19 protein-coding genes and 1 pseudogene are annotated in these 25,804 nt (G+C 38.2%); 17 read left to right on the plus strand and 3 right to left on the minus strand.

What is annotated here, in order from left to right; all coding sequences use genetic code 11:
* Positions 1-4 precede the first annotated feature (4 nt).
* A complete protein-coding gene (locus tag ACEWFJ_RS02815; protein ID WP_473690299.1) occupies positions 5-1,075 on the minus strand; it encodes a glycosyltransferase family 4 protein in 1,071 nt (356 codons plus the stop codon).
* A gap of 478 nt (positions 1,076-1,553) precedes the next feature.
* Between ACEWFJ_RS02815 and galE the strand changes: the two genes are divergently transcribed.
* The 3 genes from galE to wecB all read left to right on the plus strand — a co-directional run bounded on the left by galE (position 1,554) and on the right by wecB (position 5,344).
* Positions 1,554-2,540 carry a UDP-glucose 4-epimerase GalE gene (gene galE, locus ACEWFJ_RS02820; RefSeq protein WP_473690301.1) on the plus strand — a complete coding sequence of 329 codons (987 nt, stop codon included), beginning with the start codon at positions 1,554-1,556 and terminating at the stop codon, positions 2,538-2,540.
* A 288-nt stretch (positions 2,541-2,828) separates the two neighbouring features.
* Positions 2,829-4,154: a UDP-glucose dehydrogenase family protein gene (locus tag ACEWFJ_RS02825; protein WP_473690303.1), complete on the plus strand. Its 1,326-nt coding sequence runs from the start codon at positions 2,829-2,831 to the stop codon at positions 4,152-4,154.
* 74 nt (positions 4,155-4,228) lie between these two features.
* Positions 4,229-5,344 (plus strand): non-hydrolyzing UDP-N-acetylglucosamine 2-epimerase, encoded by a 1,116-nt coding sequence (wecB, locus tag ACEWFJ_RS02830; protein WP_473690305.1) that lies wholly within the window; start codon positions 4,229-4,231, stop codon positions 5,342-5,344.
* 285 nt (positions 5,345-5,629) lie between these two features.
* Here the strand turns inward: wecB and ACEWFJ_RS02835 are convergent, their stop codons facing one another.
* Both ACEWFJ_RS02835 and ACEWFJ_RS02840 read right to left on the minus strand, forming a co-directional pair.
* On the minus strand, positions 5,630-6,781 hold the full coding sequence (locus ACEWFJ_RS02835) for an LCP family protein (protein ID WP_473690307.1): 1,152 nt from the start codon (positions 6,779-6,781) through the stop codon (positions 5,630-5,632).
* A gap of 23 nt (positions 6,782-6,804) precedes the next feature.
* Positions 6,805-7,446, minus strand: coding sequence for a YigZ family protein (locus ACEWFJ_RS02840; RefSeq protein WP_473690309.1), 642 nt, complete (start codon positions 7,444-7,446; stop codon positions 6,805-6,807).
* A gap of 499 nt (positions 7,447-7,945) precedes the next feature.
* Between ACEWFJ_RS02840 and ACEWFJ_RS02845 the strand changes: the two genes are divergently transcribed.
* The 14 genes and pseudogenes from ACEWFJ_RS02845 (at position 7,946) to ACEWFJ_RS02910 (ending at position 25,580) form a co-directional block, all read left to right on the plus strand.
* Positions 7,946-8,788 (plus strand): DegV family protein, encoded by an 843-nt coding sequence (locus ACEWFJ_RS02845; protein ID WP_473690311.1) that lies wholly within the window; start codon positions 7,946-7,948, stop codon positions 8,786-8,788.
* 384 nt (positions 8,789-9,172) lie between these two features.
* Positions 9,173-9,487: a winged helix-turn-helix transcriptional regulator gene (locus ACEWFJ_RS02850; protein WP_098308329.1), complete on the plus strand. Its 315-nt coding sequence runs from the start codon at positions 9,173-9,175 to the stop codon at positions 9,485-9,487.
* Positions 9,488-10,099: 612 nt separating this feature from the next.
* On the plus strand, positions 10,100-11,332 hold the full coding sequence (locus ACEWFJ_RS02855; protein WP_473690313.1) for a C40 family peptidase: 1,233 nt from the start codon (positions 10,100-10,102) through the stop codon (positions 11,330-11,332).
* A gap of 129 nt (positions 11,333-11,461) precedes the next feature.
* A complete protein-coding gene (locus ACEWFJ_RS02860) occupies positions 11,462-12,808 on the plus strand; it encodes an ATP-dependent helicase ComFA (protein ID WP_473690315.1) in 1,347 nt (448 codons plus the stop codon).
* Positions 12,808-13,514, plus strand: a pseudogene (locus tag ACEWFJ_RS02865) (phosphoribosyltransferase family protein). The gene ACEWFJ_RS02860 and the pseudogene ACEWFJ_RS02865 overlap by 1 nt, the downstream one beginning before the upstream one ends.
* A 515-nt stretch (positions 13,515-14,029) precedes the next feature.
* Positions 14,030-15,559: a lipase family alpha/beta hydrolase gene (locus ACEWFJ_RS02870; protein WP_473692322.1), complete on the plus strand. Its 1,530-nt coding sequence runs from the start codon at positions 14,030-14,032 to the stop codon at positions 15,557-15,559.
* A 122-nt stretch (positions 15,560-15,681) separates the two neighbouring features.
* A complete protein-coding gene (gene cspD / locus ACEWFJ_RS02875; protein WP_473690317.1) occupies positions 15,682-15,879 on the plus strand; it encodes a cold-shock protein CspD in 198 nt (65 codons plus the stop codon).
* Between the two features lie 415 nt (positions 15,880-16,294).
* A complete protein-coding gene (gene hpf, locus ACEWFJ_RS02880) occupies positions 16,295-16,837 on the plus strand; it encodes a ribosome hibernation-promoting factor, HPF/YfiA family (protein ID WP_473690319.1) in 543 nt (180 codons plus the stop codon).
* A 384-nt stretch (positions 16,838-17,221) separates the two neighbouring features.
* Positions 17,222-19,738 (plus strand): preprotein translocase subunit SecA, encoded by a 2,517-nt coding sequence (gene secA / locus ACEWFJ_RS02885; protein ID WP_473690321.1) that lies wholly within the window; start codon positions 17,222-17,224, stop codon positions 19,736-19,738.
* A gap of 331 nt (positions 19,739-20,069) precedes the next feature.
* A protein-coding gene (prfB, locus tag ACEWFJ_RS02890; RefSeq protein WP_473690323.1) for a peptide chain release factor 2 occupies positions 20,070-21,171 on the plus strand; the annotation gives its coding sequence in 2 pieces (ribosomal slippage) (positions 20,070-20,141 and positions 20,143-21,171; 1,101 coding nt in all).
* A 427-nt stretch (positions 21,172-21,598) separates the two neighbouring features.
* Positions 21,599-21,928: a cytochrome c551 gene (gene cccB / locus ACEWFJ_RS02895; protein WP_429719910.1), complete on the plus strand. Its 330-nt coding sequence runs from the start codon at positions 21,599-21,601 to the stop codon at positions 21,926-21,928.
* Positions 21,929-22,454: 526 nt separating this feature from the next.
* Positions 22,455-23,141: a cell division ATP-binding protein FtsE gene (ftsE, locus tag ACEWFJ_RS02900; protein WP_302850578.1), complete on the plus strand. Its 687-nt coding sequence runs from the start codon at positions 22,455-22,457 to the stop codon at positions 23,139-23,141.
* Complete coding sequence (ftsX, locus tag ACEWFJ_RS02905; protein WP_253630873.1) at positions 23,131-24,024, plus strand: permease-like cell division protein FtsX; 894 nt, start codon at positions 23,131-23,133, stop codon at positions 24,022-24,024. The genes ftsE and ftsX overlap by 11 nt, the downstream gene beginning before the upstream one ends.
* Positions 24,025-24,146: 122 nt before the next feature.
* Complete coding sequence (locus tag ACEWFJ_RS02910) at positions 24,147-25,580, plus strand: S41 family peptidase (protein WP_473690326.1); 1,434 nt, start codon at positions 24,147-24,149, stop codon at positions 25,578-25,580.
* Positions 25,581-25,804 lie beyond the last annotated feature (224 nt).

Consider the following 25,804-nt stretch of genomic DNA (forward strand, 5'->3'; position numbering starts at 1 on the left):
ACTGTTATTCTTCACGTTTTTTTACTTTTTTATAGACTGAAATAATTGGTTTATAGCGATCGTGTACAAGACCAATAATCTCTGCGACAATTTCAGTAACTAAAATAAGAACGAATAGAAGAAAAATGGATAACCATAATGTTGCGCTTGAAAAAATAATCGCGTTGACACTAAAGAAAATCCCGAAGGCATAAATGATAAGCACCGTTGTTCGATGAGAGAATCCTAGTGCAAGTAAGCGGTGATGTAAATGTGATTTATCTGGTGCCGAAATTGGTTTTTTATTTACAATACGGCGAATGATCGCAAATGTTGTATCAAATATTGGTACTCCTAAAATAATGACTGGAACGATAAAGCTAAACAGTGTTACGCTTTTGTACAGCCCAAGTAGTGATAGTACAGCAATACAATATCCTAAGAACAGTGCCCCTGTATCTCCCATAAAGATTTTCGCTGGATGGAAGTTATAGAATAGAAATCCAATTGTACTTGCCAGTGCAATTAACGCAAGCGGCAAAATGATAGCACTCCCAGCGCCAGTAACGCTAGTAGCAGCCATGTAAGCTAACGTTGCAAGAACAATGGACGAAATTCCAGCTGATAATCCATCAAGGCCGTCAATTAAATTAATGGCATTTGTAATACCGACAATCCAAAATACTGTAATCGGATAAGATAACCATCCAAGTTCAGTTTCTCCTAAAATTGGAATATAAAGCACCGATATTTGTAAATTTTTCACGATTAGCAATGCCACTGCAAGTTGTCCGCCGAATTTTACTTTTGCAGATAGTTCATACACATCATCTAATATACCAATGATGATGATTATGACAGCACCTACACTAATCGATAGGATACGCTGTTCATACAAGCCGCTAACGAAGCATCCTACAGCAACTCCGATGAAAATTGCCAGTCCGCCAAGACGAGGCATAATCTGTTGATGTACTTTACGAGCATTTGGCTTGTCTGTTGCCCCGATCTTAAAAGCTAACTTAATCACGAAAGGGGTAGCAATTAGTACGGTAATGAAAGATGCCAATACTGCATAAATAGTTCGTGAGTCCATTAATACCCCACCTTTTATATTTTAACGTATGCAAATCTTTCTTTTACTTAAAAGTTCGATAAGTGTTTTTGGCTCATAACATATGGTATCATAAAAAGAATAGAATTCAATCTTTTTTTCCCTTGGCTTTGATGAATAATGGCCAAAATATGTGACATTTTTTAGTGAATTATAGATGCAAATTAATCTTAATATGGATGTTTTACAGGAAAATATGTATGATTCCTACTTCAGGAGTATATGGTAAATTACGGGTGTGAATCATAATATAATCGTTTTGTTCAAATATACATATATAATGAGATAAGGTTTTTAATTACTTTTCGTCATAGTGTGTCATGCATAAATGTTGAGGAAAATGTATAATAAAGGAAAACTTCTATTTGTGGAGAATGAAAGCCTCTCAACTGATGGCAGTTTCACTTTATAATATGGAGCAAAGATATCTGATGATAAATTTTTTTCAGGGGGAGAACGCATGATTTTAGTAGTTGGCGGTGCAGGATATATTGGAAGTCATACAGTAAAACAATTGTTAGACAAAAATTTTGAAGTGGTCGTATTAGATAACTTATCGACTGGTCATCGTGAGAGCGTTGATAAAAGAGCACTTCTAGAAATAGGAGATTTAAGTAATGCAGCGGATTTAGATCGTGTATTTAGCAAATATTCTATTGATGCTGTTATGCATTTTGCAGCAAATAGTCTTGTTGGTGAGTCTGTTTCGAATCCATTGAAATATTATAAAAACAATGTGACAGCAACGATTACTTTGCTTGAGAAAATGATGGAGCATGATGTGAAATCGTTTATTTTCTCTTCAACAGCAGCAACGTACGGAATTCCGGATACAGATATTATTACAGAAAAGACTGCAACAAATCCAATCAATACATACGGACGCTCTAAATTAATGGTTGAGCATATTTTACAAGATTTTCATGCAGCATATGGAATGAAATATGTTGTGCTTCGCTACTTTAATGCAGCAGGTGCTCACGTATCCGGAACAATTGGAGAAGATCATACACCAGAGACACATTTAATTCCGCTTGTGCTGCAGCACTTATTAGGAAAACGTGAAACAATTTCTGTATTTGGCACAGATTATGAAACAAATGATGGTACTTGTATTCGTGATTATATCCATGTAACAGACTTAGCAGAGGCGCACATTTTAGCACTGCAAAGCTTACAAAATGAACAAAAAACAAATGAAGTGTATAACTTAGGAAATGGCAAAGGTTTTTCTGTAAAAGAAGTGATTGAAACGTGTGAGCGTGTAACTGAGAAGAAGGCGAATGTCGTTTACACGGAACGCCGCGCTGGAGATCCAGCACAACTAATCGCTTCTTCAGCAAAGATCTATGACGAATTAGGCTGGAAGGCAAAATATTCACTTGAAGAAATGATTCAAACAGCTTGGGAATGGCATACAGCTCACCCGAACGGATATAGTAAGTAAAAACAAGTCAGCTGCGAATAAAGCAGCTGACTTGTTTTTTTACAAGATAATTAAATGTATCCCGCTATTTTTGGATAGTAGAACTTCCACATCAAGATTCTGAGAAACAAGGAAGATAGGTGGGGGATAACTGCCCGTAAAAGCCCCCACTGATGGAAGTTTCACTTTATAAAAGTTGAAGATGCCTAGCTCCAACACTTTTCTTTACAAAAGCTTAAAAAATGAAGCTAAAGATGTCTCATATAATAAAAGTAAAGTGCAACGAACCATGAGTAGGAGGTGTTGTTTATGAAAATTACAGTAGTAGGTACTGGATATGTCGGATTGGTGACAGGTGTTGGTTTAGCGACACTCGGGCATTCTGTGACTTGTTTTGATATTGATGAACAAAAAATAAGGCTGTTAGAGAAAAAGGAACTGCCGATTTATGAACCAGGCTTACAAGAATTATTGGAAGAGGCTGTTTGGAAACGGAGATTATCATTTACTTCAAAGCGAGAAGAAGCTTACGAGACAGCTGAGTTTATTTTTGTTACGGTTGGTACACCCTCCTACTCAGATGGATCTGCAAATTTAACACATATTGTAAATGTGTGCCGTGACATTGGTATGTACGCAGAGCAAGATGTTATTGTTGTGACGAAAAGTACGGTTCCAGTTGGGACAAATGATGCTATGAAAGAATGGATTCGAGAGTCAGTGCGAACAGATATAAGTATGCATCTTGTATCAAACCCGGAGTTTTTGCGAGAAGGCTGCGGTGTGCATGATTTCTTTCATGGTGATCGAATTATAATTGGAGCAGAAACAACAGAGATTGCAAAGAGAGTTGGTGAGCTGTATAAATCGCTCCCAATTGAAATATTTACAACAGATGTGCGCAGTGCAGAGATGATTAAGTATGCATCGAATGCTTTTTTAGCGACGAAAATTAGCTTTATCAATGAAATTTCAAATATATGTGAAAAAGTACAGGCCGATGTGACAGAAGTAGCAGCTGGTATGGGAATTGATAAAAGGATTGGCCCGCATTTTCTGCACGCGGGTATTGGATACGGCGGCTCGTGTTTTCCGAAAGATACAAACGCACTTGTGCAAATTGCCGGGAATGTGGCGCATGATTTCAGATTATTAAAAGCAGTCATCGAAGTAAATAATAAGCAACAAGCTTTACTCGTGGAGAAGGCAGAACAGGTGATGAATTTACGAGGGAAACGAGTTGCGGTTCTCGGTCTTTCGTTTAAGCCAAATACAGATGATATAAGGGAAGCGCCTTCTCTTATGATTATTGAACAGTTACGGGCTTTAGGAGCTAATATTATCGTGTACGATCCAAAGGCAATTTTACATGCGAAGCGTATATTGGCAAATCAAGTACAATATACGACAGATATAGATGCAGCCATTATGAAAGCAGATGCAGTCTTTATTGTAACGGAGTGGGAAAGTATTCGAGCGTATCCCATTGTGAAGTATGTACAGCTTATGAATGAACCGATTTTATTTGATGGAAGAAATTGTTACTCCCTAGAAAAGATAGAGAAGTATGCTGTTGATTACTATTCCATTGGCAGAAGAGCAATTCGAAGGCGCGATGTTTCACATGCGTTTTAGAAAATATTTCCTTTTACCACTTGGAATTCTCATATATAATGAATTGGAACACTGAAAGAAAAGAGGAACTGAATATGACAGAACGCATGAAAGTAATGACGATTTTTGGAACGCGTCCCGAAGCTATTAAAATGGCCCCTCTTGTGTTAGAGCTACAAAAACATTCAGAACAAATCGAGCCGATTGTGACAGTAACAGCGCAACACCGTCAAATGCTAGATCAAGTGTTAGATATTTTCGGTATTACACCGAATTATGATTTGAATATTATGAAAGACCGTCAAACGTTAATTGATATTACAACGCGCGGTTTAGAAGGCTTAGATAAAGTCATGAAAGAAGCAAAGCCAGATATCGTTCTTGTACATGGTGATACAACGACGACATTTATTGCAAGCCTTGCTGCATTCTATAATCAAATTCCAATCGGTCATGTAGAAGCTGGTCTTCGTACGTGGGATAAATATTCTCCATACCCAGAAGAAATGAACCGTCAATTAACAGGCGTCATGGCAGATCTTCATTTCGCACCGACGGCAAAATCTGCAACAAACCTACAGCAAGAAAACAAAAAAGAGGCAAATATTTTTATTACAGGAAATACAGCAATTGATGCGTTAAAAACAACAGTAAAAGAATCATATACGCATCCTGTTTTAGAGAAGGTTGGAGATGATCGTCTTATCCTTATGACAGCACATCGCCGTGAAAATTTAGGTGAACCGATGCGCAATATGTTCCGTGCAATTAAGCGTCTTGTCGAAACACATGAAGATGTGCAAGTTGTATATCCAGTACATATGAATCCTGTTGTTCGTGAAATTGCAGGAGAAATTTTAGGAGATCATAATCGCATTCATTTAATTGAGCCGCTTGATGTAATTGATTTCCATAACTTTGCATCACGTTCATACTTAATGTTAACGGATTCTGGCGGTGTACAAGAAGAAGCGCCATCACTTGGTGTGCCAGTTCTTGTTCTTCGTGATACAACAGAGCGTCCAGAAGGTATTGAAGCTGGTACATTAAAGCTTGCTGGTACAGATGAAGAAACAATCTTTACTTTAGCAAATGAGCTATTATCAGATAAAGAAGCACACAGTGCAATGGCAAAAGCATCGAATCCATATGGTGACGGGCATGCGTCAGAGCGTATTGTAAAAGCGATTGTGGAGTATTTTAATAAATAATAAAGTGAAACTTCCATCAGTAAACGATTTTTTCACTGATGGAAAGCTCTCACCAATCGGGCTCTTATAGGCAGTTTGATTTTGCAGCAATGAATAGCATCTTACTGCCCGTTAGAGCGGGATAAAGTGAAACTTCCATCAGTGAGCGATTTTTTTACTGATGGAAAGCTCTCACCAATCGGGCTCATACGGGCAGTTTGATTTTGCAACAATGAATAACATTCTACTGCCCGTTAGAGCGGGATAAAAAAAACAGCTATCTCCATTTGACGGAGATAGCTGTTTTTAATGTGCAGACATTTGCCATTCTGTATTTGATTCATGAGTGTCTGAATTTGTCTTTTGTTCATGCGATTTAGACGATGGTGTAGATTGTTCCTGTTTTCCAGGTTGATGTTGTATATTCGAGCTAGATGGTTTAGCCGGTTCTTGTGTTTCAGGCTGTTCTTGTGTATCCGACGCAGGAGCTGAATCTTCAAGTTCTAAGTTTTGCATAAAGGTATGGTGAATTTCTTGGATATTTGATTCGTCTGGAACGAAATAGTAAATTCCATCTATTTTTGCATCTTTGCCTTCCATTTTTACTGTTTGAATGGTAGATGTATCAAAGCCAGAGAATTCTTTATAGAGTGCAAGACCATCTGATACAGGTATATCTGTTTTGATATACTTTCCGATCACTTTTGCAATGTCATTGATTTTAAATACAGTAGAAGGTGAGTTTAATTCCTGTAACACCGCCTCAAGTACTTGACGTTGACGTGCAGCACGGCCAAAGTCCCCATTCGGATCTTGCTTTCTCATCCGAACATAAGCCAATGCTTCTTCCCCATTTAAATGCTGTGGTCCTTTTTTAAACTCAATCTTTTTGTAATAGTCAACATCAGAGCGTTCCCAGAAATCGAATGGAACATCGACTGTAACGCCGCCAACTGCATCGACTATGCCTTTAAATCCTTTAAAATCTAATTTAATATAATGATCGACAGGTACTTTTAAAAGGTTTTCCACTGTATCCATTGTCATTTTTTCTCCGCCATAGGCATGAGCTGCATTTATCTTATCTTTTTTGTCATGCCCAGCGATTGTTACGCGTGAATCACGTGGGATACTCATTAAAGATACTTTCTTAGATTTTGGATTAATAGTTGCAAACATTAAGGAATCCGTTCGTCCGTTTTGGCCGCCTGTGGCATAATCTTCAATTCCCATGATTAAAAGACTAAATGGTTTTTTCGTAATTTCTACATCCTCTGTGCGGAGTTTAGATTTATCATGCTTCGAGCCGCTGTAAATTCCCATTAAAGAAGAGTAAGAATTATACGCATAAACTGCTCCGCCTCCGATAAGGAGAGCAAAAATAAGGAATATAAACGATTTGCGTCTTCTTTTCTTTTTCGTCCTTCTATTCTGGAGATGATGATAACGATCTTCCATAAATAATCTCCTTTAAGTATAAATTAGTGTTGTACTATATCTTGTTCTAGATATAGCATCTCATCTTCATTAATTGTACATTTCCCATTTGTGATTTCAATCATCCATTCTGTGAATGATTGTTTTTGGCTTTCCTCCACATATGTGTCAAACGTGACATGATCTAAGTAGTGTATATCTTTAATCGCATATACAGAGTTGCGTAGTTCATTTTCAATTTTTCCGAGTAATGTATAATCAATTTCAGTTTTCATGACGCGCATCAGCTTTCGTTCAACGATGCCGACATGATTTAGACCTTCACTTGTACATTTCCCGTATGCACGAATTAAACCGCCTGCTCCTAGTTTAATGCCACCGAAATAACGCGTTACAACAACGACAGTATCTTTTAAGTGACGCTTCTTTAATACTTCTAGGATCGGGACACCAGCTGTACCACTAGGTTCTCCGTCGTCGTTTGCTTTTTGAATTTGGTCATGTTCGCCAATTAAGTAGGCTGAACAGTTATGGGTTGCATTCCAATGTTGCTTTTTAATCTTTTGGATAAATTCCTGTGCTTCTTCTTCTGTTGTTGCGCGGCTTACATGACAAATAAAGCGAGATTTTTGAATCACTATTTCATGTTCGCCGTACCCTTTTACGGTGAAATATTGTAGTAGCAATGATATACGCCCCTATCTTTGTAAAGTGAAACTTCCATCAGTGAGCGATTTATTCACGGATGGTTAGTTGAACTAATCGGGCTCTTACGGGCAGTTTGATTTTAGATCGATGTACTATATTCTACTGCCCGTTAGAGATAAATTATAACTTCTATCAGTGGGCAGCTCTATCCCAAGCTGATGGTTAGCTTTATGAAATCGGGTTCTTATGGAACATGATTCTATCTTCAGCTTCTTTCGTTTCTCAGAAGGTGAAGAACGTATTACCCGTTAGAGCGCTAAATTATCAATACTTTTTATTCTAAAAGGGCTGGTGTGGAGTTTCAAATCTTTTTTTGTAGAAATTTAACCTTTCCTATTATAATTTCAATTTTTTTGTTGTAAATTGTTGAAATAGTATTTATAATCTTAACCTCTCGTTTTTTCAGCAGTTAATGCACCTTTTTCCATTTTCATGTACAATAAATAAAATAAATTTGTTTATAAGGTAGGTACGAAAATGAAAACAGCTATTGTAACTGATAGTACGGCATATTTACCAAAACATGTTCGTGAAGAGTTAAATATACATATAATCCCATTGAATGTTGTTTTTGGGGATGATTCTTATCAAGAAGAGGTTGAGATTACAGCTGAAGATTTTTATGTGAAAGTTCGTGAACAGGAAGAGCTGCCGAAGACATCTCAACCAGCTATTGGAAAGTTTATTGAGTTATTTGAAGAGCTAGGGAAAGAATATGATGCAGTGATTAGCGTTCATCTTTCTAGCGGTATTAGTGGTACATATCAGACGGCGACGACAGCTGGTCAAATGGTAGACGGAGTAAAGGTATATACATACGACTCAGAAATTAGCTGTGAAGTTCAAGGTTTTTATGCACGTGAAGGCGCAAAAATGGCGAGTGAAGGGAAAACGCCGGAAGAGATTATCGCTCGTTTTGATGAAATAAAGAAAACAGTGGATGCGTATTTCGTTGTAGATGATTTGCATCATTTGCAGCGCGGCGGTCGTTTGAATAGTGCTCAGGCATTTATTGGAAGCTTATTGCAAGTGAAGCCGGTACTATATTTCCGTGATAAAGTTATTATTCCGTTTGAAAAAATTCGTACGCGTAAAAAAGCATTAAAACGTATTGTTGAAATTTTTGATGAACAAGCAAGTAAAGGTATGCCAATGGAAGCAGTTATCATTCATGCTAATCGAGAAGAAGAAGCAAAAGAATGGCAACAAGAATTGCAAAAAGCATACCCGCATGTAGAAATTCGAATCGGTTATTTCGGAGCGGTAATTGGTACACACTTAGGAGAAGGTGCTCTTGGCTTAGGATGGTATACGAAATAAAGTGAAACTTCCATCAGTGAGCGATTTTTTCACTGATGGTTAGTTGAACCAATCGGGCTCTTACAGGCAGTTTGATTTTGCAACAATGAATAGCAACTTACTGCCTGTTAGAGCGGGATAAAGTGAAACTTCCATCAGTGAGCGATTTTTTCACTGAAGGAAAGCTCTCACCAATCGTGCTTTTATGGGCAGTTATCCGCCACCTATCTCCTTTGAGTTTTTCTGAATCTTGAGGTGGGGGTCTTACTGCCCGTTAATGCGGGATAATGAAAAAAGCTCTCTTTCATGTAGAGAGCTTTTTTGGAAAAAATATAACAAACAAAATAAGTTTGATTACTTACTTTTTATAAGAAACTATTTTATAATAGAGAAGAGGTGAAACATATGGAACATAATCCGTGTTTATGTCCGAAGTTCGAGTCTGCTTTTACACTTCTTAGTAAAAAGTGGACAGGATTAATTATTAAATCACTGTTAGAAGAACCGAAACGATTTCGAGAAATTGCTGATATCATTCCAAATATGAGCGATCGTATGCTATCAGAGCGCTTAAAGGAATTAGAAAGTGAAGGAATTGTTGTGCGTGCCGTTTATCCGGAAGTGCCAGTTCGTATTGAATATGGTTTAACAGATAAAGGAAAAGCATTAGAGAGTGTAATGGATGAAGTACAAAAATGGGCAGAGAAATGGGTTCATTAATTGGGATTTTACTACCAAAAAGTAGTGGGATAAAAAAGTGCAGGGAGATATTCCTGCACTTTTTTACTTTACAAATGAGGAAAAATACGGTAAATAAATATTTCTTTTTGATTAAAAATATTACGTTAATATAACAATGGGGTTACGTGCGTATTTTGGATGTAATATAACCCTTCTTGTGGAGCTGAAAATTTAATTATTAATTTGGAAGATATGTAAAAAGAAGGTAGTATGTGGTCTTACTATGGCCAACACATGATGTGAAGAAGACGAGTTGGTTATATGATGGTGGAAAATGGCGTTTGGTTAGAGGAAGTAAAAGCTTAATAGATTAGTAAACTCTCTTGCGTGATAGCAAGAGAGTTTTTTGTTATACATCACATCACTATAAAGTAAATAAAATCGTGCGACAAAAGAGAAAAAGTATCGTCCTCATTCTCCATTTCTCTACAAAAAGGCACAATATTAGAATATAAATGTCAAGAAATTACAAACGTAATATTACATTTCTTTTACAAAAGCGTAACATTGCTAAAAAACATTGGTAATTATGGTATAAATTTTATTAGACAAATTCGGAAAAACAAGAAAAAGAAAGCGGTGTAAAACAGAATGAAAAAATTTAAAATCGCATCTTGCGCATTAGCAGCAGGATTTATGATGTTTTCAGTAGTAACACCAAATGCATTTGCTGAAAAAAATGACGACGTAAAAACACAAATTCAACAACAAAATGACACTTTACATAAACAACAACAAGAACGTGATGATCTTCAAAAACAAATGGACGAATTAAAGAATACAATTCAAGGATTGGATAAGTCTGTTCAAGAGAACGAAGGTAAACTTGCTGAAACAACGAAGCAAGTAGAAGAAACACAAAAATTAATTGAACAAAAAGATAAAGAGATTGCAGATTTACAAACGAAAATTGCACAGCGTGAAGAACTGTTGAAGAAGCGTTTAGTTGCTCTTCAAGAGAAACCAAACACGAATGTTGTAACGGAAGTAGTTGTAAATTCTAAAAGTCTTGCAGATTTAATTGATCGTTTAACTTCTGTTTCACAAATTCTTGAGTCTGACCAAGACATTATGAAAATGCAACAACAAGATCAAGATAAAGTGAAAAAAGATGTGGAACTTATAAAAGCAAAACAACAAGAATTAAAAGATGCACAAGCAAAAATTGAAACTGCGAAACAAGAACTTGATGCTGAAAAAGCGAAAAAACAAGCAGCAATAGATGATTTAAGTGCAAAAATGCAAACAGTTGTAAATGGAATGTCTAGCACAGAGTCGCAATTGAAAGATTTAGAAAAACAAGCTCTATACTTACAAAGCTTAGCTGAACAACAAGCACAACAAGCACAACAAGCACAACAACCACAGCAAGCACAACAAACGCAACAACCAGCAAATAATGGCGGCGGACAAGCTAAAAATGCTTCTAATTCGAAACCAGCTCCTGCAGCACCGCCACAAGAAGTAAGCGGTGGCGGGGATTCAAGTGTAATTGCAAAGGCACAAAAATACCTTGGTATGCCATATGTTTGGGGTAGTGCATCTCCATCTAACGGTGGATTTGACTGCAGTGGTTTCATTTCTTACATTTACGGCGTAGGTCGTCAAGATGTAGCTGGATACTGGAATTCTGTTCAGCATATTAGCAGCCCACAACCTGGTGATTTAGTATTCTTCCAAGGTACGTATAAAGCAGGTCCATCTCATATCGGTATTTATGTTGGCAACGGACAAATGATTCATGCTGGTGATAGCGGAATTGCATATTCTAACATTAACAGCAGCTACAACCAACAACATTTCTTAGGTTACGGTAGATTCTAGAATTTTAATTATATAAAATACGTGTATAAAGTCGATAGCTTACTATTTTAAGAGTAGGCTATCGGCTTTTTTAATTTTTTACAAACTCTTTCAATCTTTTTATAGTGAAAATAGAAAGGGGGAGAGAGGATGCTAGAAGGCCGACAGTTATTACTAGAGGAAGTATCCGTATCAGAGGAAGAACTTTATCAACTGGAACGGGATGGCTATATTTGTTATGAGCAAGGCGTTATAAAGAAAAACTCTCGTTATATGTGTCAGCGCTGCGGAAATGAAAAACGGCGATTATTTTTTTCGTTTTTATGCTATCGTTGCAATAAAATGTGTACATATTGCCGGAAGTGCATCTTGATGAGAAGAGTGAGTGAATGTACGCGGCTCGTTCGTTGGATTGGTCCTATACAAAATCAAATCATAGTGAATTGTCTTGAGTGGAACGGTCAGTTATCAGAAGGACAACAAAAGGCTGCAGACGGAATTGTAAGGGCAGTGCAAAGAAAAGAATCCTTTTTCGTCTGGGCCGTATGCGGTGCAGGGAAAACAGAGATGTTATTTCATGGTATACAAGAAGCCCTAAGTAAAGGAGAACGCGTTTGTATTGCGACGCCGCGGACGGATGTTGTCCTCGAACTTTATCCCCGTTTGCGGGAAGTATTCCCATCTGTTTCAATTTGTGCATTATATGGTGGAAGTGACGACTTATACACAAATGCGCAGCTTGTTGTTTCGACAACTCATCAACTCCTACGCTATTATAGAGCATTTGATGTCATGATCGTGGATGAGATTGATGCTTTCCCTTATTCAATGGATGAAACGCTGCAATACGCAGTTAACTCTGCTAGTAAAGAAAATGCTGCGTTTATTTATTTAACAGCCACTCCATCTAAAGATTGGCAGCGAAAGCTTCGTAATGGAAAACAAAAAGGAGTGATTATTCCTGCACGCTACCATCGTTATCCCCTACCTATCCCTATTTTTCGCTGGTGCGGGAATTGGCGGAAATCCATTCAAAAGAAAACCTTACCTTCAATTATTTTGCGGTGGCTTCATGTATACCTCGAAAAGCAATATCCTATTTTTTTATTTGTTCCTCATGTTTGTTATGTAGAAGAAATTGTTTCTATTTTAAAATGTATTGATAATCGTATAGAAGGCGTGCATGCGGAAGATTTGAAGCGAAAAGAAAAGGTGGCTTCATTCCGAAAAGGAGAGATTCCGTTATTAGTGACGACGACGATTTTAGAAAGAGGCGTTACCGTTTCGAATTTGCAAGTGGCGGTGTTAGGGGCAGAAGAGCATGTTTTTTCAGAAAGCGCGCTCGTTCAAATTGCAGGACGAGCGGGGCGTAGTAGTCATTCTCCTTATGGCGATGTCATCTATTTTCATTATGGAAAGACAGAAGCGATGGTTGCGGCAAAAAAACAAATTCAATCAATGAACAAGCAAGCAAAGCAAGAAGGGTTGGTAGACTAATGCATTGCCTTCTTTGTGATGATGTTATCTCTGTTTTGCCGAGCTGGTTTTCTTTTTTGTTGAACAAGAAAAGGGATACGTATGCGCATACTGTGAACAAAAATTTTCTTATATTATAGGAGACATTTGTGCAGATTGCGGAAGATCCTTTCAGTATCTATCAGATGAATATAAGCAAGGTGAATATTGTCAGGACTGCTTACGCTGGAAGCAAGATTCATATTTTCAGCATGTATATGTAAAAAATCGATCTGTCTATATATATAATGATTGGATGAAAGAAGTATTAGCCCGTTTTAAGTTTCGCGGCGACGCCGCTCTTGTTCAAGTGTTTGCTTCTTCTTTTTCCAACGTTTTTCAGCAGTATTTTCCCCATTGTGATTGCATTGTTCCTATTCCCCTTAGTCTGTCTCGTAAATATGAACGAGGATTTAATCAAGCAGAATTGTTAGCCTCATGCTTATCTATTCCAATTGTGAAAACATCACTCATGCGAAGCGATGCAGAGAAGCAAAGTAAGAAAACAAGAACAGAGCGTTTGCAGCGTCCGCGGCCCTTTTATTTTGCAGAGGAAGAATCCTTTCACGGAAAAGATATTCTCCTAATTGATGACGTATACACAACTGGGATTACGGTGCGTCAAGCGGCGCAATGCTTCTATGAACGAGGAGCACGGAATGTTTCATCATTGACGCTTTGCCGCTGAATTCTTGTTTGGTGTCCTCTTTACTAATACAGTGCAACTCAAATATTCTGGAATTTTTTCACTTTTGGATACACACAGAATCCTTTTGGTCACTCTAACTACAATAAAGTGAAACTTCCATCAGTGGGGGTTTTCTTCCTCCCTCACTGATGGAAAGCTCTCACCAATCGGGCTTTTACGGGATAAATCTTAAGTACATTTTCTCAACGTGGATTGTAAATTTTTTAGAAGGTTTTTAAGAAATTAAGAAAGAATACGTTCATCACCATTAAGTGCAATGGAGGTAGAAAAATAAAAAGTAAATGAGTCAGAAAATTCAAACTAAAGTTAAGGAGACATTTTCTATTACACGCTTATCATTCCATCAACTATAAATTATAGGATGAATTGAAGAACAACGTATTTGCATGAAGATGGGAATTGCAAATTAAATAAGGGGGACTGCTGTGTTGCATAAGTGCAAACGTTTTTTCGCAGTATTGACTATTTTTATTTTTGCTTTTTGTTCTTTTCATATTTCATCCGTTTCCGCTAGTTCTACGCAAATGTCTGGTGGGATTTTTCCGCCATCAGAATCGTTTACTCCTGGGAGTTGGTTTTTAGGGGCAACTCCTGAGCATGATTCGAATAAACCACCTATCGTTTTCGTTCAAGGTAAGAATGGAACTGCTAAGGACTGGTACGGTGAAACCGTTTATCACGGTATGAACGATATGTATAATTATGCTTATAATGCAGGGTATCAAACTGTTTTCGTTCAGCTGTATGATGCGGCCGGAAAGGGCTCAGCAAGTGAGTGGGATAATGGGCGTTTGCTCGCTTCTATGCTGGAGCAAATCTATAATCATTTTGGTAAAAAGGTTAATATTGTCGCACACAGCAAAGGCGGACCTGACACGCAAGCAGCGCTCGTTCACTACGGTGCTAGTCGCTTTGTTGGAAACGTAGTGACGCTCGCTTCTCCGCACTATGGCTCTAACTTAGCAGATTTGGCGTACAGTTGGTGGGCAGGCTGGCTTGCTTCCTTGTTAGGACAACGGGATGACGGCACGTACTCTTTGCAGACAGGGGAAATGGCGCAGTTTCGTAACATAACGGATAGTAATCCAAACGCAAAGTTGAACCGTTATTATACAGTTGCGGGCACGAGCTGGGGACCTGCCTTCTCTGCACTGTCTATAGGCGGATTTTACCTTTCCTGGTATGGTTCTAATGATGGGTTAGTCAATGAATGGAGCACGAAACTTCCTTATGGAACACATCTGTTTACAGATGCTAGCCTGGATCATGACAGCATTCGAAAAGGATCAGCTGTATTTTCACGGATTGAGTCTTATTTGCGCAATACTTCTGGGGTTGCCTCTATTGCAAACGAAAATATATTTGAAGAATCACAAAAAAATCTAGCTGTGAATGCTAATCAAACGGTGTTAGGAGGACCGCTCACACCAAACAGTTGGGTGGAACAAACCTTTGCGGTGGATACTGTAACGGATGGAAATGTTTCTGTGTTGACTGCATCTCCAGACGTACAGATGCAGCTTATCGCTCCATCTGGCAAGGTGTACACCAATCAAAACAGCAAAGCAGCGACGGGAGAAGAATATGCGTATTTTAGCGGAGCGACAATTCGGACATTCCAGGTTAATCAAATGGAAGTAGGTGAGTGGCGCTTAAAAATGATGTCACAAGCACAAAAAGATGCGTATCTTATGCTAGCTAATTATAAACAGGTTGCACCGTTTACGTTAGAAATGCCGGGTAAAGTCAAGAAAAATAAAGCGGAATTTAAGTTAAAGCAATCTACAAAACGTTCCCTACAGCAGGGGGATCTTTCCTTTGATATACGCGTTGTAGATCGGGATGGGAATTTAGTATCGCACTCCAATAAGCTGCAAAAGACAGATACAGTCACATTCACCGGGAATTTGCCAGATGTCGCAAAATCAGGTGTGTATAACGTAACGATTGATATTAAAGGAAAGAATAAAGAGGGAAAAGCATATACTCGGACGATTGTGCGTTCTGTGTATATTGAGAAATAAGGCATGTCGAAAGGTACAATAAAAAGGCGACAAGTCTTCTTTGACTTTGTGCTTTTCCATTCGTTATATTCAAAGTATGGGGCAGGTACCCTTATTTTACGATTGAAGGGAATGGAAAGAACATGCAAGGAAAAGTAAAATGGTTTAATGCAGAAAAAGGTTTTGGTTTTATTGAGCGCGATGGCGGTGACGATGTTTTTGTTCATTTTTCTGCCATTCAGCATGACGGATATAAAGCGTTAGAAGAAGGACAAAAAGTTAAATTTGATATTGTAGAAGGTGCGCGCGGTCCGCAGGCAGCAAATGTTGTGAAGTTATAATTATATATAATTGAAACATGGTGCAGTTTCAAAGACCAGCGTTTCACATAGGGGAGCCTCCGTTACATAGGTAACGGAGGCTTTATCATAAAGTGAAACTTCCATCAGTTATCCACTACCTATCTTCTTCGGATTCCTCACAATCTTGAGGTAGGGGTCTTACTGCCTGCGAATAGCGGGATAAACAAAGAGTTGTCAAAAAGTTGTAGTATTTTTGTAACGGATTTTTCACACTTACATATGATAACTACGATATAAATAGGATAAAATAATAATAGAAAAGGAATTACATTTCTTTTTCTACAAAATTCGATAAAAAAATATCGATTTTGTCAAAAAATTTAAAAATGAAAGAAGGATTTTTGATACCTTTGTCGAAAACCTATACATAGGCTTGAAAGGAGGAGTTCATCTTATGAAATTTAACATTCGCGGTGAAAATATTGAAGTAACTCCAGCATTAAAGGAATATGTAGAGAAAAAGCTAGGTAAATTAGAGCGCTATTTCGAGACTTTTCCAGAAATTAAGGTAAACTTAAAAGTGTACTCTGACAAGCAACGAGTGGAAGTAACAATTCCGTTTCCGGATTTATTACTTCGCGCTGAAGAAACAAATAGCGATATGTATGCTGCTATTGATTTAGTCGTAGATAAACTTGAACGACAAATCCGTAAACATAAAACAAAGGTAAATCGTAAGTTACGTGAAAAAGGCACTACAAAAACAATGTTGATTCTTCCAGAGCAACCAACTGCGCAAGAAGAGGTTGCTGAAGATGAATTAGAACTTGTTCGTACAAAACGATTTGACTTAAAACCAATGGATGTAGAAGAAGCAATTTTACAAATGGACATGTTAGGCCATAACTTCTTCGTCTTTACAAATTCAGACACAAATGAAACAAATGTTGTATATGGACGTAAGGATGGAAAATACGGTTTAATTGAAACTAAATAATAATATAAGGAAAACGCAGCTGTAATGGCTGCGTTTTTTTAGGTTATCAGGAACTTCCTGATAGCCGTTTTTGAGTCGTATATTGTAAACTCGTCAATAAATTGATGCTATCTCGCTATTCGCGGACAGTAAGACCCCCACCTCAAGATCTAGAAAAAAGCGAAGAAGATGAGTGGGGGCGTTTTCATGAGGGCGCGTTTGGCCGATTGTTGTCATAGATATAAAACAAGTGTTACAATTGTCAGTAGGTTTATCCTTTTTTAAGGAAAAGAATCCTATTTTTTAGTAAAGAAATGAGATTGAGTGTTATAGCGACCAATCAGTGAAAAGAGCAATAAAAAACACTGATGGAAGTTTTATTTTAATAAAGAGGAGCGTATTCCCATGATCGGTATTTTAAAAAAGGTGTTTGATGTAAATGAACGTCAAGTAAAACGTATGCAGAAAACCGTGGATCAAATCGAAGCATTAGCACCTCAAATGTCACCACTGACAGACGAACAATTAAAAGGAAAAACAGTAGAGTTTAAAGAACGATTAACAAAAGGTGAAACAGTGGATGATTTATTGCCAGAAGCTTTTGCAGTCGTACGTGAAGCGGCAACACGTGTACTTGGCATGCGTCCATATCCTGTTCAGTTAGTGGGTGGTATTGCCCTGCATGAAGGGAATATCTCTGAGATGAAGACAGGGGAAGGTAAAACGTTAACTTCTACATTACCAGTATATTTAAATGCCCTTACAGGAAAAGGTGTTCACGTTGTTACAGTGAATGAATACTTAGCGCAGCGTGACGCAAGTGAGATGGGACAATTACATGAGTTTCTTGGTTTAACAGTTGGTATCAATTTAAATCATATGTCACGAGAAGAGAAGCAAGCTGCGTATGCTGCTGATATTACGTACAGTACGAATAATGAGCTTGGATTCGACTATTTACGTGATAACATGGTGCTTTATAAAGAACAACGCGTACAGCGTCCATTACATTTTGCCATCATCGATGAAGTAGACTCGATTTTAATTGATGAAGCACGTACACCGCTTATTATTTCTGGACAAGCGCAAAAGTCTACGGAATTATATTTATTTGCGAATGCATTTGTTCGTACATTAACGAATGAAAAAGAATATACATTCGATGTGAAAACGAAAAATGTTATGTTGACGGAAGAAGGGATCAACAAAGCAGAAAAATCATTCCACATTGAAAATTTATTTGATTTAAAACATGTAGCGCTTCTTCACCATATTAACCAAGCGTTGCGTGCTCATGTTGTGATGCAGCGTGATACAGATTATGTTGTGCAAGAAGGCGAAATCGTAATTGTTGACCAATTTACAGGTCGTCTTATGAAAGGGCGCCGTTACAGCGAAGGATTGCACCAAGCGATTGAGGCAAAAGAGGGCGTTGAAATTCAAAATGAAAGTATGACGCTTGCAACGATTACATTCCAAAACTACTTCCGTATGTATGCGAAGCTTTCTGGGATGACAGGAACAGCGAAAACAGAAGAAGAAGAATTCCGTAACATCTATAATATGCAGGTTATTGTTATTCCGACGAATAGACCAATTGTTCGTGATGACCGTGCAGATTTAATTTTCAAAACGATGGAAGGAAAATTTAATGCGGTTGTAAATGATATTGTTGCTCGTCATAAAAAAGGACAACCAGTTCTTGTTGGTACAGTAGCGATTGAAACGTCTGAGTTAATTTCGAAGATGTTAACGAGAAAAGGTGTGCGCCATAATGTCTTAAATGCGAAAAACCATGCACGCGAAGCAGAAATTATCGCTGAAGCAGGTCATCCAGGTACGGTAACAATTGCAACGAACATGGCTGGACGTGGTACGGATATTAAGCTTGCAGAAGGCGTACGTGAAAACGGTGGTTTATCCGTTATCGGTACAGAGCGTCATGAAAGCCGACGCATTGATAATCAGCTGCGCGGTCGTTCAGGACGTCAAGGAGATCCTGGTGTGACGCAGTTCTACTTATCAATGGAAGATGAACTGATGCGCCGCTTCGGTTCTGATAATATGAAAGCGATGATGGATCGTCTCGGTATGGATGATTCTCAGCCAATCGAAAGTAAAATGGTATCTCGCGCTGTTGAATCTGCACAAAAACGAGTAGAAGGTAATAACTACGATGCTCGTAAGCAGCTTCTTCAATACGACGATGTACTTCGTCAGCAGCGTGAAGTTATTTACAAGCAGCGTCAAGATGTAATGGAATCAGATAATCTGCGCGGCATTATTGAAGGAATGATGCATTCTACAGTAGAACGTGTTGTAGCTCTTCATACGCAAGAGGAATTAGAAGAAGAATGGAACATTGCTGGTCTTGTTGAATACTTAAATACAACTCTTCTACAAGACGGTGATGTGAAAGAAGAAGAATTACGCCGCTTAGCGCCAGAAGAAATGATCGATAGCATTTTTGCGAAAGTGAAAGAGCGCTACGACGAGAAGGAAGCACAAATGCCGGAAGCACAAATACGTGAATTTGAAAAAGTAGTTGTATTCCGCGTTGTAGACTCGAAATGGATGGATCATATCGATGCGATGGATCACTTACGTGAAGGTATTCATTTACGTGCATATGGTCAAATTGATCCGCTTCGTGAATATCAAATGGAAGGCTTTGCGATGTTTGAAGCAATGATTGCTTCTATTGAAGAAGATATTTCTCGTTATATTATGAGAGCGGAAATCGAACAAAACTTAGAGCGTCAAGAAGTAGCGCAAGGAGAAGCGGTTCATCCCAAAGACGGAGATGGAGCTGGAGTTTCAAAAAAGAAACCAGTCGTAAAAGGTGAGCAAACAGGCCGTAACGATTTATGCACATGTGGCAGCGGGAAAAAATACAAAAACTGCTGTGGAATTGGGAAATAAAGAAAAGCAGAAGCGTCTCGTTTAGAATCGCAGGACGTTGGAGCCTAAGGCAGAGAGGCGCTTTTTGCCTCGTCCGAGGGGCGAAACGACCGGAGATTCTAGCCGCTGGAGCTAGACAATAAAGAAAAGCGGAAGCGGCTTTGTTCAGAATGTTTTACCTCATGGATGGAAAATTTCCGTGAACATTCATATAATAACAAGAGATGAACTCTCTCTCGCAAAAGCAGAGAGAGTTTGCCTTGTTGTTCGTATAAAGTGAAATGGGTTCTTACTGCCCGCAAATAGCGGGATAAATGGAAAAGGTAATAGTAATTACATAGAGGTGACCAAAATGGAATTAGTAGAAATTAGGCAAGAACTAGAGAAATTGGCTAAGAGATTAGCGGCTTTTAGGGGGTCTCTTTGACCTCGCTGGAAAAGAAAAGCGAATTGCAGAACTAGAAGAAATTATGATGGGTGCAAGCTTTTGGGATGATCAAAAAAGTGCACAAACAGTCATCAATGAAGCAAATGCTTTAAAAGACATGGTTGGTAAGTTTAATACGCTTAACGAAACGTTTGAAAATCTAGAAGTAACGCATGAACTTGTAAAAGAAGAATACGATGAAGAGCTGCATGCGGAGCTTGAAGATGAAGTGAAAACTTTATCTGCAGATATGAATGAATATGAACTTCAACTATTGTTAAACGAAGAACACGACAAGAATAATGCTATTTTAGAGTTGCATCCAGGTGCAGGTGGAACAGAATCACAAGATTGGGGTTCTATGCTGCTTCGTATGTATACACGCTGGGCGGAAAAACGCGGTTTTAAAGTAGAAACGTTAGATTATCTTCCTGGAGATGAAGCTGGGATTAAAAGTGTTACGTTATTAATTAAAGGACATAATGCTTACGGTTACTTAAAAGCAGAAAAAGGCGTACATCGTCTTGTACGTATTTCACCATTCGATTCATCTGGCCGTCGTCATACATCGTTTGTATCTTGTGAAGTTGTACCAGAGTTTAACGATGATATTGAAATTGAAATACGTACAGAAGATTTAAAAATAGATACGTACCGTGCGAGCGGTGCGGGTGGACAGCATATTAATACGACGGACTCAGCTGTTCGTATTACACATATTCCAACAAATGTTGTGGTAACATGTCAATCTGAGCGTTCACAAATTAAAAACCGTGAGCATGCAATGAAAATGTTGAAAGCGAAACTGTACCAACAAAAATTAGAAGAACAAAAAGCGGAGCTTGATGAAATTCGCGGTGAACAAAAAGAAATCGGATGGGGAAGCCAAATTCGTTCATACGTATTCCATCCATATTCTCTTGTGAAAGATCACCGTACAAATACAGAGATCGGGAATGTTCAAGCGGTTATGGACGGAGAGATTGACGCATTTATTGATGCGTATTTACGTTCTCGTATTTCATAAAGTGAAACTTTCATCGGTACGAAAAAATGCCAACAGGTCGTTGGCACATGCGTGAGGCAATGAGGAGTATACCTTCTGTCTAGAGGGAGAGAAAGAGGAGAGAAGTTGCCAGGCAACTTCTCTTTTTGGTGGATGTAGTTGTAGCATACAAGCTTGTATATTGTTTTGTAAAAAGTAGAAAATAACAAAATGTTGGGAGTAATTGATCAGAAGAATGGAATGATTTTCGTATTCTGTATGCTAGGAAAATTTGTTGTTTTGCATCATGTCATTCGTTCACAAAATTGAAACAATTACTGAAAAGCATTATGCCTGTAAGTGTCCCTTCTCGTTTAGGGGAATATTGGTTATGCAGGTAAGTTTTGAAATTGCAGGAAAATCATTATAATGCTATTGAGGGATTAATTAACAGCAGGGAGCGATATAGATGAAAAAGAAATTGTTGATGATTGTAGCAGGTACATCATTAGCTCTTGCATTAGGAGCATGCGGGAAAACGGAAGAAAGTAAACCTTCTAGTCCTAGTCAACAGGCAAGCACAGATAGCGCTGAAAAAATATTCCAAAAAAGCTGTGCAGGATGCCATGGTAATGATCTAAAAGGATTATCTGGACCATCGTTAGAAAAAGTGGGCGGAAAATATTCAGAAGAAGATATTGAAGGCATTATCGCTAAAGGCCGCGGCATTATGCCAGCTGGTGTAATCCAAGGCGAAGACGCGAAAAAAGTTGCAGAATGGCTAGCTGAGAAGAAGTAAGAAAGAAAAGCGGAAGCGGCTCGTTCAGAATCGCAGGACGTTGGAGCCCCCGACAGAGAGGCGCTTTTTGCCTCGTTCGAGGGGGCGAAACGACCGGAGATTCTAGCCGCTAGAGCTGGACAAGAAAAGTGGAGCTGACTGTTCAAACATGAATGCTAATTTTCTTCTGTATAGAAGAAAATTAGCATTCTTATGCGGCAGTCTTCAGCCATTGGTGTATGAAATTCAAACAAATAAGACCTTTTTACTTGATGACAGAAGGTCTTATTTGTTTGTGTCATGTCATATATTCTGCGCTGTGTAACACAACTGTAACAAAGTTGTATCCGAATTGGAAACCGAATAATGGTACAATGTAGGGCGTAGTATCTTTTGTAGAATTTTGAAGAAAAAGTTTTACATACATGAGAAGCTGAAATAGCGATTGGTTAGAGACGCAGCGAAAGATTGAATATTGTGATCGCTATGGCTAAACAACGAAGAGTATAAAGTGTCGAAAAAAATCATTAATATTGGGTGATAAATAATGATAACAATGACGAATGTTTATAAGGAGTATCCAAACGGCATGAAAGCTGCTAATGGACTCACAGTTAAAATTAAGCAAGGTGAATTTGTATATGTAGTAGGACCGAGTGGAGCCGGGAAGTCTACATTTATTAAAATGATGTATCGTGAAGAGAAACCGACTACAGGTTCTATTAATGTAAATGGTTTAGTAATTGAATCTTTAGCAGAGCGCGATGTACCGTATTTCCGTCGCCAGCTAGGCGTGATTTTCCAAGATTTCAAGTTGCTTCCGAGGTTAACTGTATATGAAAATGTTGCATTTGCTTTAGAGGTAATTGAAGAAGAGCCAGACGTGATTCGTGAGCGTGTTATGGAAGTGTTAAGTCTTGTAGGTCTTGACGATCGTGCTGATGCATTGCCAAGTGAACTTTCTGGTGGTGAGCAACAACGTGTTGCAATTGCAAGAGCGATTGTGAATCGCCCGAAAGTTGTAATTGCCGATGAACCAACAGGTAACCTTGATATGGATACAGCGATGGATATTATGAATATTTTCAAACGCATTAATGAGCGTAATACAACAATTATTATGGCAACGCATAATGCGGATATTGTAAATACAATTCGTCACCGTGTAATTGCGATAGAAGACGGAAAAATTGCTCGAGACGAGATTGAGGGAGGATACGGATATGAAGACTAAAACCCTTAGTCGACATTTACGAGAAGGTGTCAAAAATTTATCCCGTAATGGATGGATGACATTTGCTTCTGTAAGTGCAGTAACAGTTACATTACTGCTTGTAGGTGTCTTTTTAACAGCAATTATGAATATGAACCATTTTGCAACGAACGTAGAGCAAGATGTAGAGATTCGTGTACACATTGATCCAGCGGCTAAGAAAGAAGATCAACAGAAATTAAAAGAAGATATTTCAAAGATTTCGCAAGTCGATTCTATTAAATATTCTTCTAAAGATGAAGAGCTAAAAAGATTGATTAAAAGTTTAGGAGATAGCGGGAAATCCTTTGAGCTATTTGAGCAAGATAACCCATTAAAAGACGTATATGTTGTAAAAGCAAAAGAACCAACTGATACAGCAAGTGTTGCAAAGAAAATTGAGAAAATGCAATTTGTAAATCAAGTACAATACGGACAAGGTGAAGTAGAAAAACTATTCGATACAGTAAAAGCTGGTCGTAATATTGGTATTGTATTAATTGCTGGTCTTTTATTTACAGCAATGTTCTTAATCTCTAATACAATTAAAATTACAATTTATGCACGAAGCACAGAAATCGAAATTATGAAACTTGTTGGAGCGACAAACTGGTTTATTCGTTGGCCGTTCTTATTAGAAGGGTTATTCCTAGGTATACTAGGGTCGATCATTCCAATTGTTGTAATCTTAACTTCGTATAATTCGCTTCAAGCTATGTTTAATGAGAAATTTAGCGGAACAATTTTTGAATTGCTTTCATATAGCCCATTCGTTTTCGAGCTATCTGCGTTATTAATGCTAATCGGTGGATTAATCGGTATGTGGGGAAGCGTTATGTCTATCCGTCGTTTCTTAAAAATATAAGTGTAAAAAGTTGCAAACATATTTCGTACAAGCTTATCATATAGTAGAAATAGATAAAGGCATCGCACAGTGTGTGATGCCTTTTCATACACCATTGTGTGTTCGGAAAGGGGAATTCCGCATTGAAACGTAGAGTTGCGATTATTGGAATGATTGTTGCGTTTTTAATTGGCGCTGGCGGAATGTTCGCAGGTATGCATTGGCTTGAAAATAGCTCTTACACAGTGCAATCAATTACAGGGAAAAATGCCAATGTAAGACAAGCGGATGTGGATAAAATTCGCGAAGCGTATGCACTAATTGATTCACGTTATGTTGAGGATGTGAACGACGACAAGCTTGTTGAAGGAGCTATTCAAGGGATGCTTGCAACGCTGAAAGATCCATACTCTACATACATGGATAAGAAAACAGCAGCGCAATTTGAGCAATCGCTTGATCCAGAGTTAGAAGGAATTGGTGCTGAAGTAAATAAAACGGATGATAAGTTAATGATTGTTTCGCCGATTAAAGATTCTCCAGCAGAAAAGGCTGGTCTTAAACCGAACGATCAAATTTTAACAGTTGATGGAAACAGTGTGAAAGACTTATCCCGCGAAGAAGCAGTTATGAAAATTCGAGGAAAGAAAGGAACAACGGTTACGCTTGAGGTAAAACGTTCTGGAGTTAATGATCCGTTAACATTTAAAATTAAGCGTGATAAAATTCCGATTTTGACTGTATTTAGCTCTGTGAAGCAAGAGAATGGGAAAGATATTGGGTATATGCAAATCACATCATTCTCTGAAAAAACAGCAACAGAGTTTAAAGATCAATTGAAAGATCTTGAAAAGAAAAATATACAAGGACTTGTTATTGATGTGCGTGGAAATCCAGGTGGTTATTTAACGAGTGTTGAAGATATTTTAAAAGTGCTGATGACAGACCAAAAGCCAATGGTTCAAATAGAACAACGTAATGGTGAAAAGCAAAAGTTCTATACATCATTAAAAGAGAAGAAACCATATCCGATTTCTGTATTAGTCGATAAAGGCAGCGCATCTGCTTCTGAAATTTTAGCAGGAGCTTTACATGAAGGAGAAGGTTATCCTCTTATTGGTGAGAAAACGTTTGGTAAAGGTACTGTTCAGCAAGCTGTACCGTTTACGGATGGTAGTAACATTAAACTGACGATGTTTAAATGGTTAACACCGGACGGCAATTGGATTCATAAAAAAGGAATTGAACCGACGGTCGAAGTGAAGCAGCCTGATTACTACTACGCAACGCCAATTCAAATTGAAAAAACATTGTCTTACAATGATAACGATGAGCAAGTGAAGCATGCACAAGAGATGTTGAAGAGTCTTGGGTATGAGCCGGGGCGTGAAGATGGCTATTTTAGTAAAGAAACAGAAGCAGCTGTGAAAGCATTCCAAAATGCAAACGATATGAATGCAACGGGTCAGCTTGATAAAAAGACAGCAGAAGCAATCCAAAACAAAATCGTTGAAAAAATTCGTTCTGGTGAAAACGACCTGCAGCTACAAACAGCTTTAAAATTAATGGCGAAATAAAGTGAAACTTCCATTTGGAGATGCTTTTTCTCCAAATGGTTAGTTGAACCAATCGGGCATTTACGGACAGTTGTCAGTTGTCTTTATCTTCTTGAGAGAGTCTTACTGTCCGTTAATGCGGGGTAAAGTGAAACTTCCATTTGGAGATGCTTTTTCTCCAAATGGTTAGTTGAACCAATCGGGTATTTCTCTATCTATCTCCGAATGGGACTTTATTTCACTGG

The sequence above is a fragment of the Bacillus sp. EA-CB0995 genome, assembly GCF_055814245.1.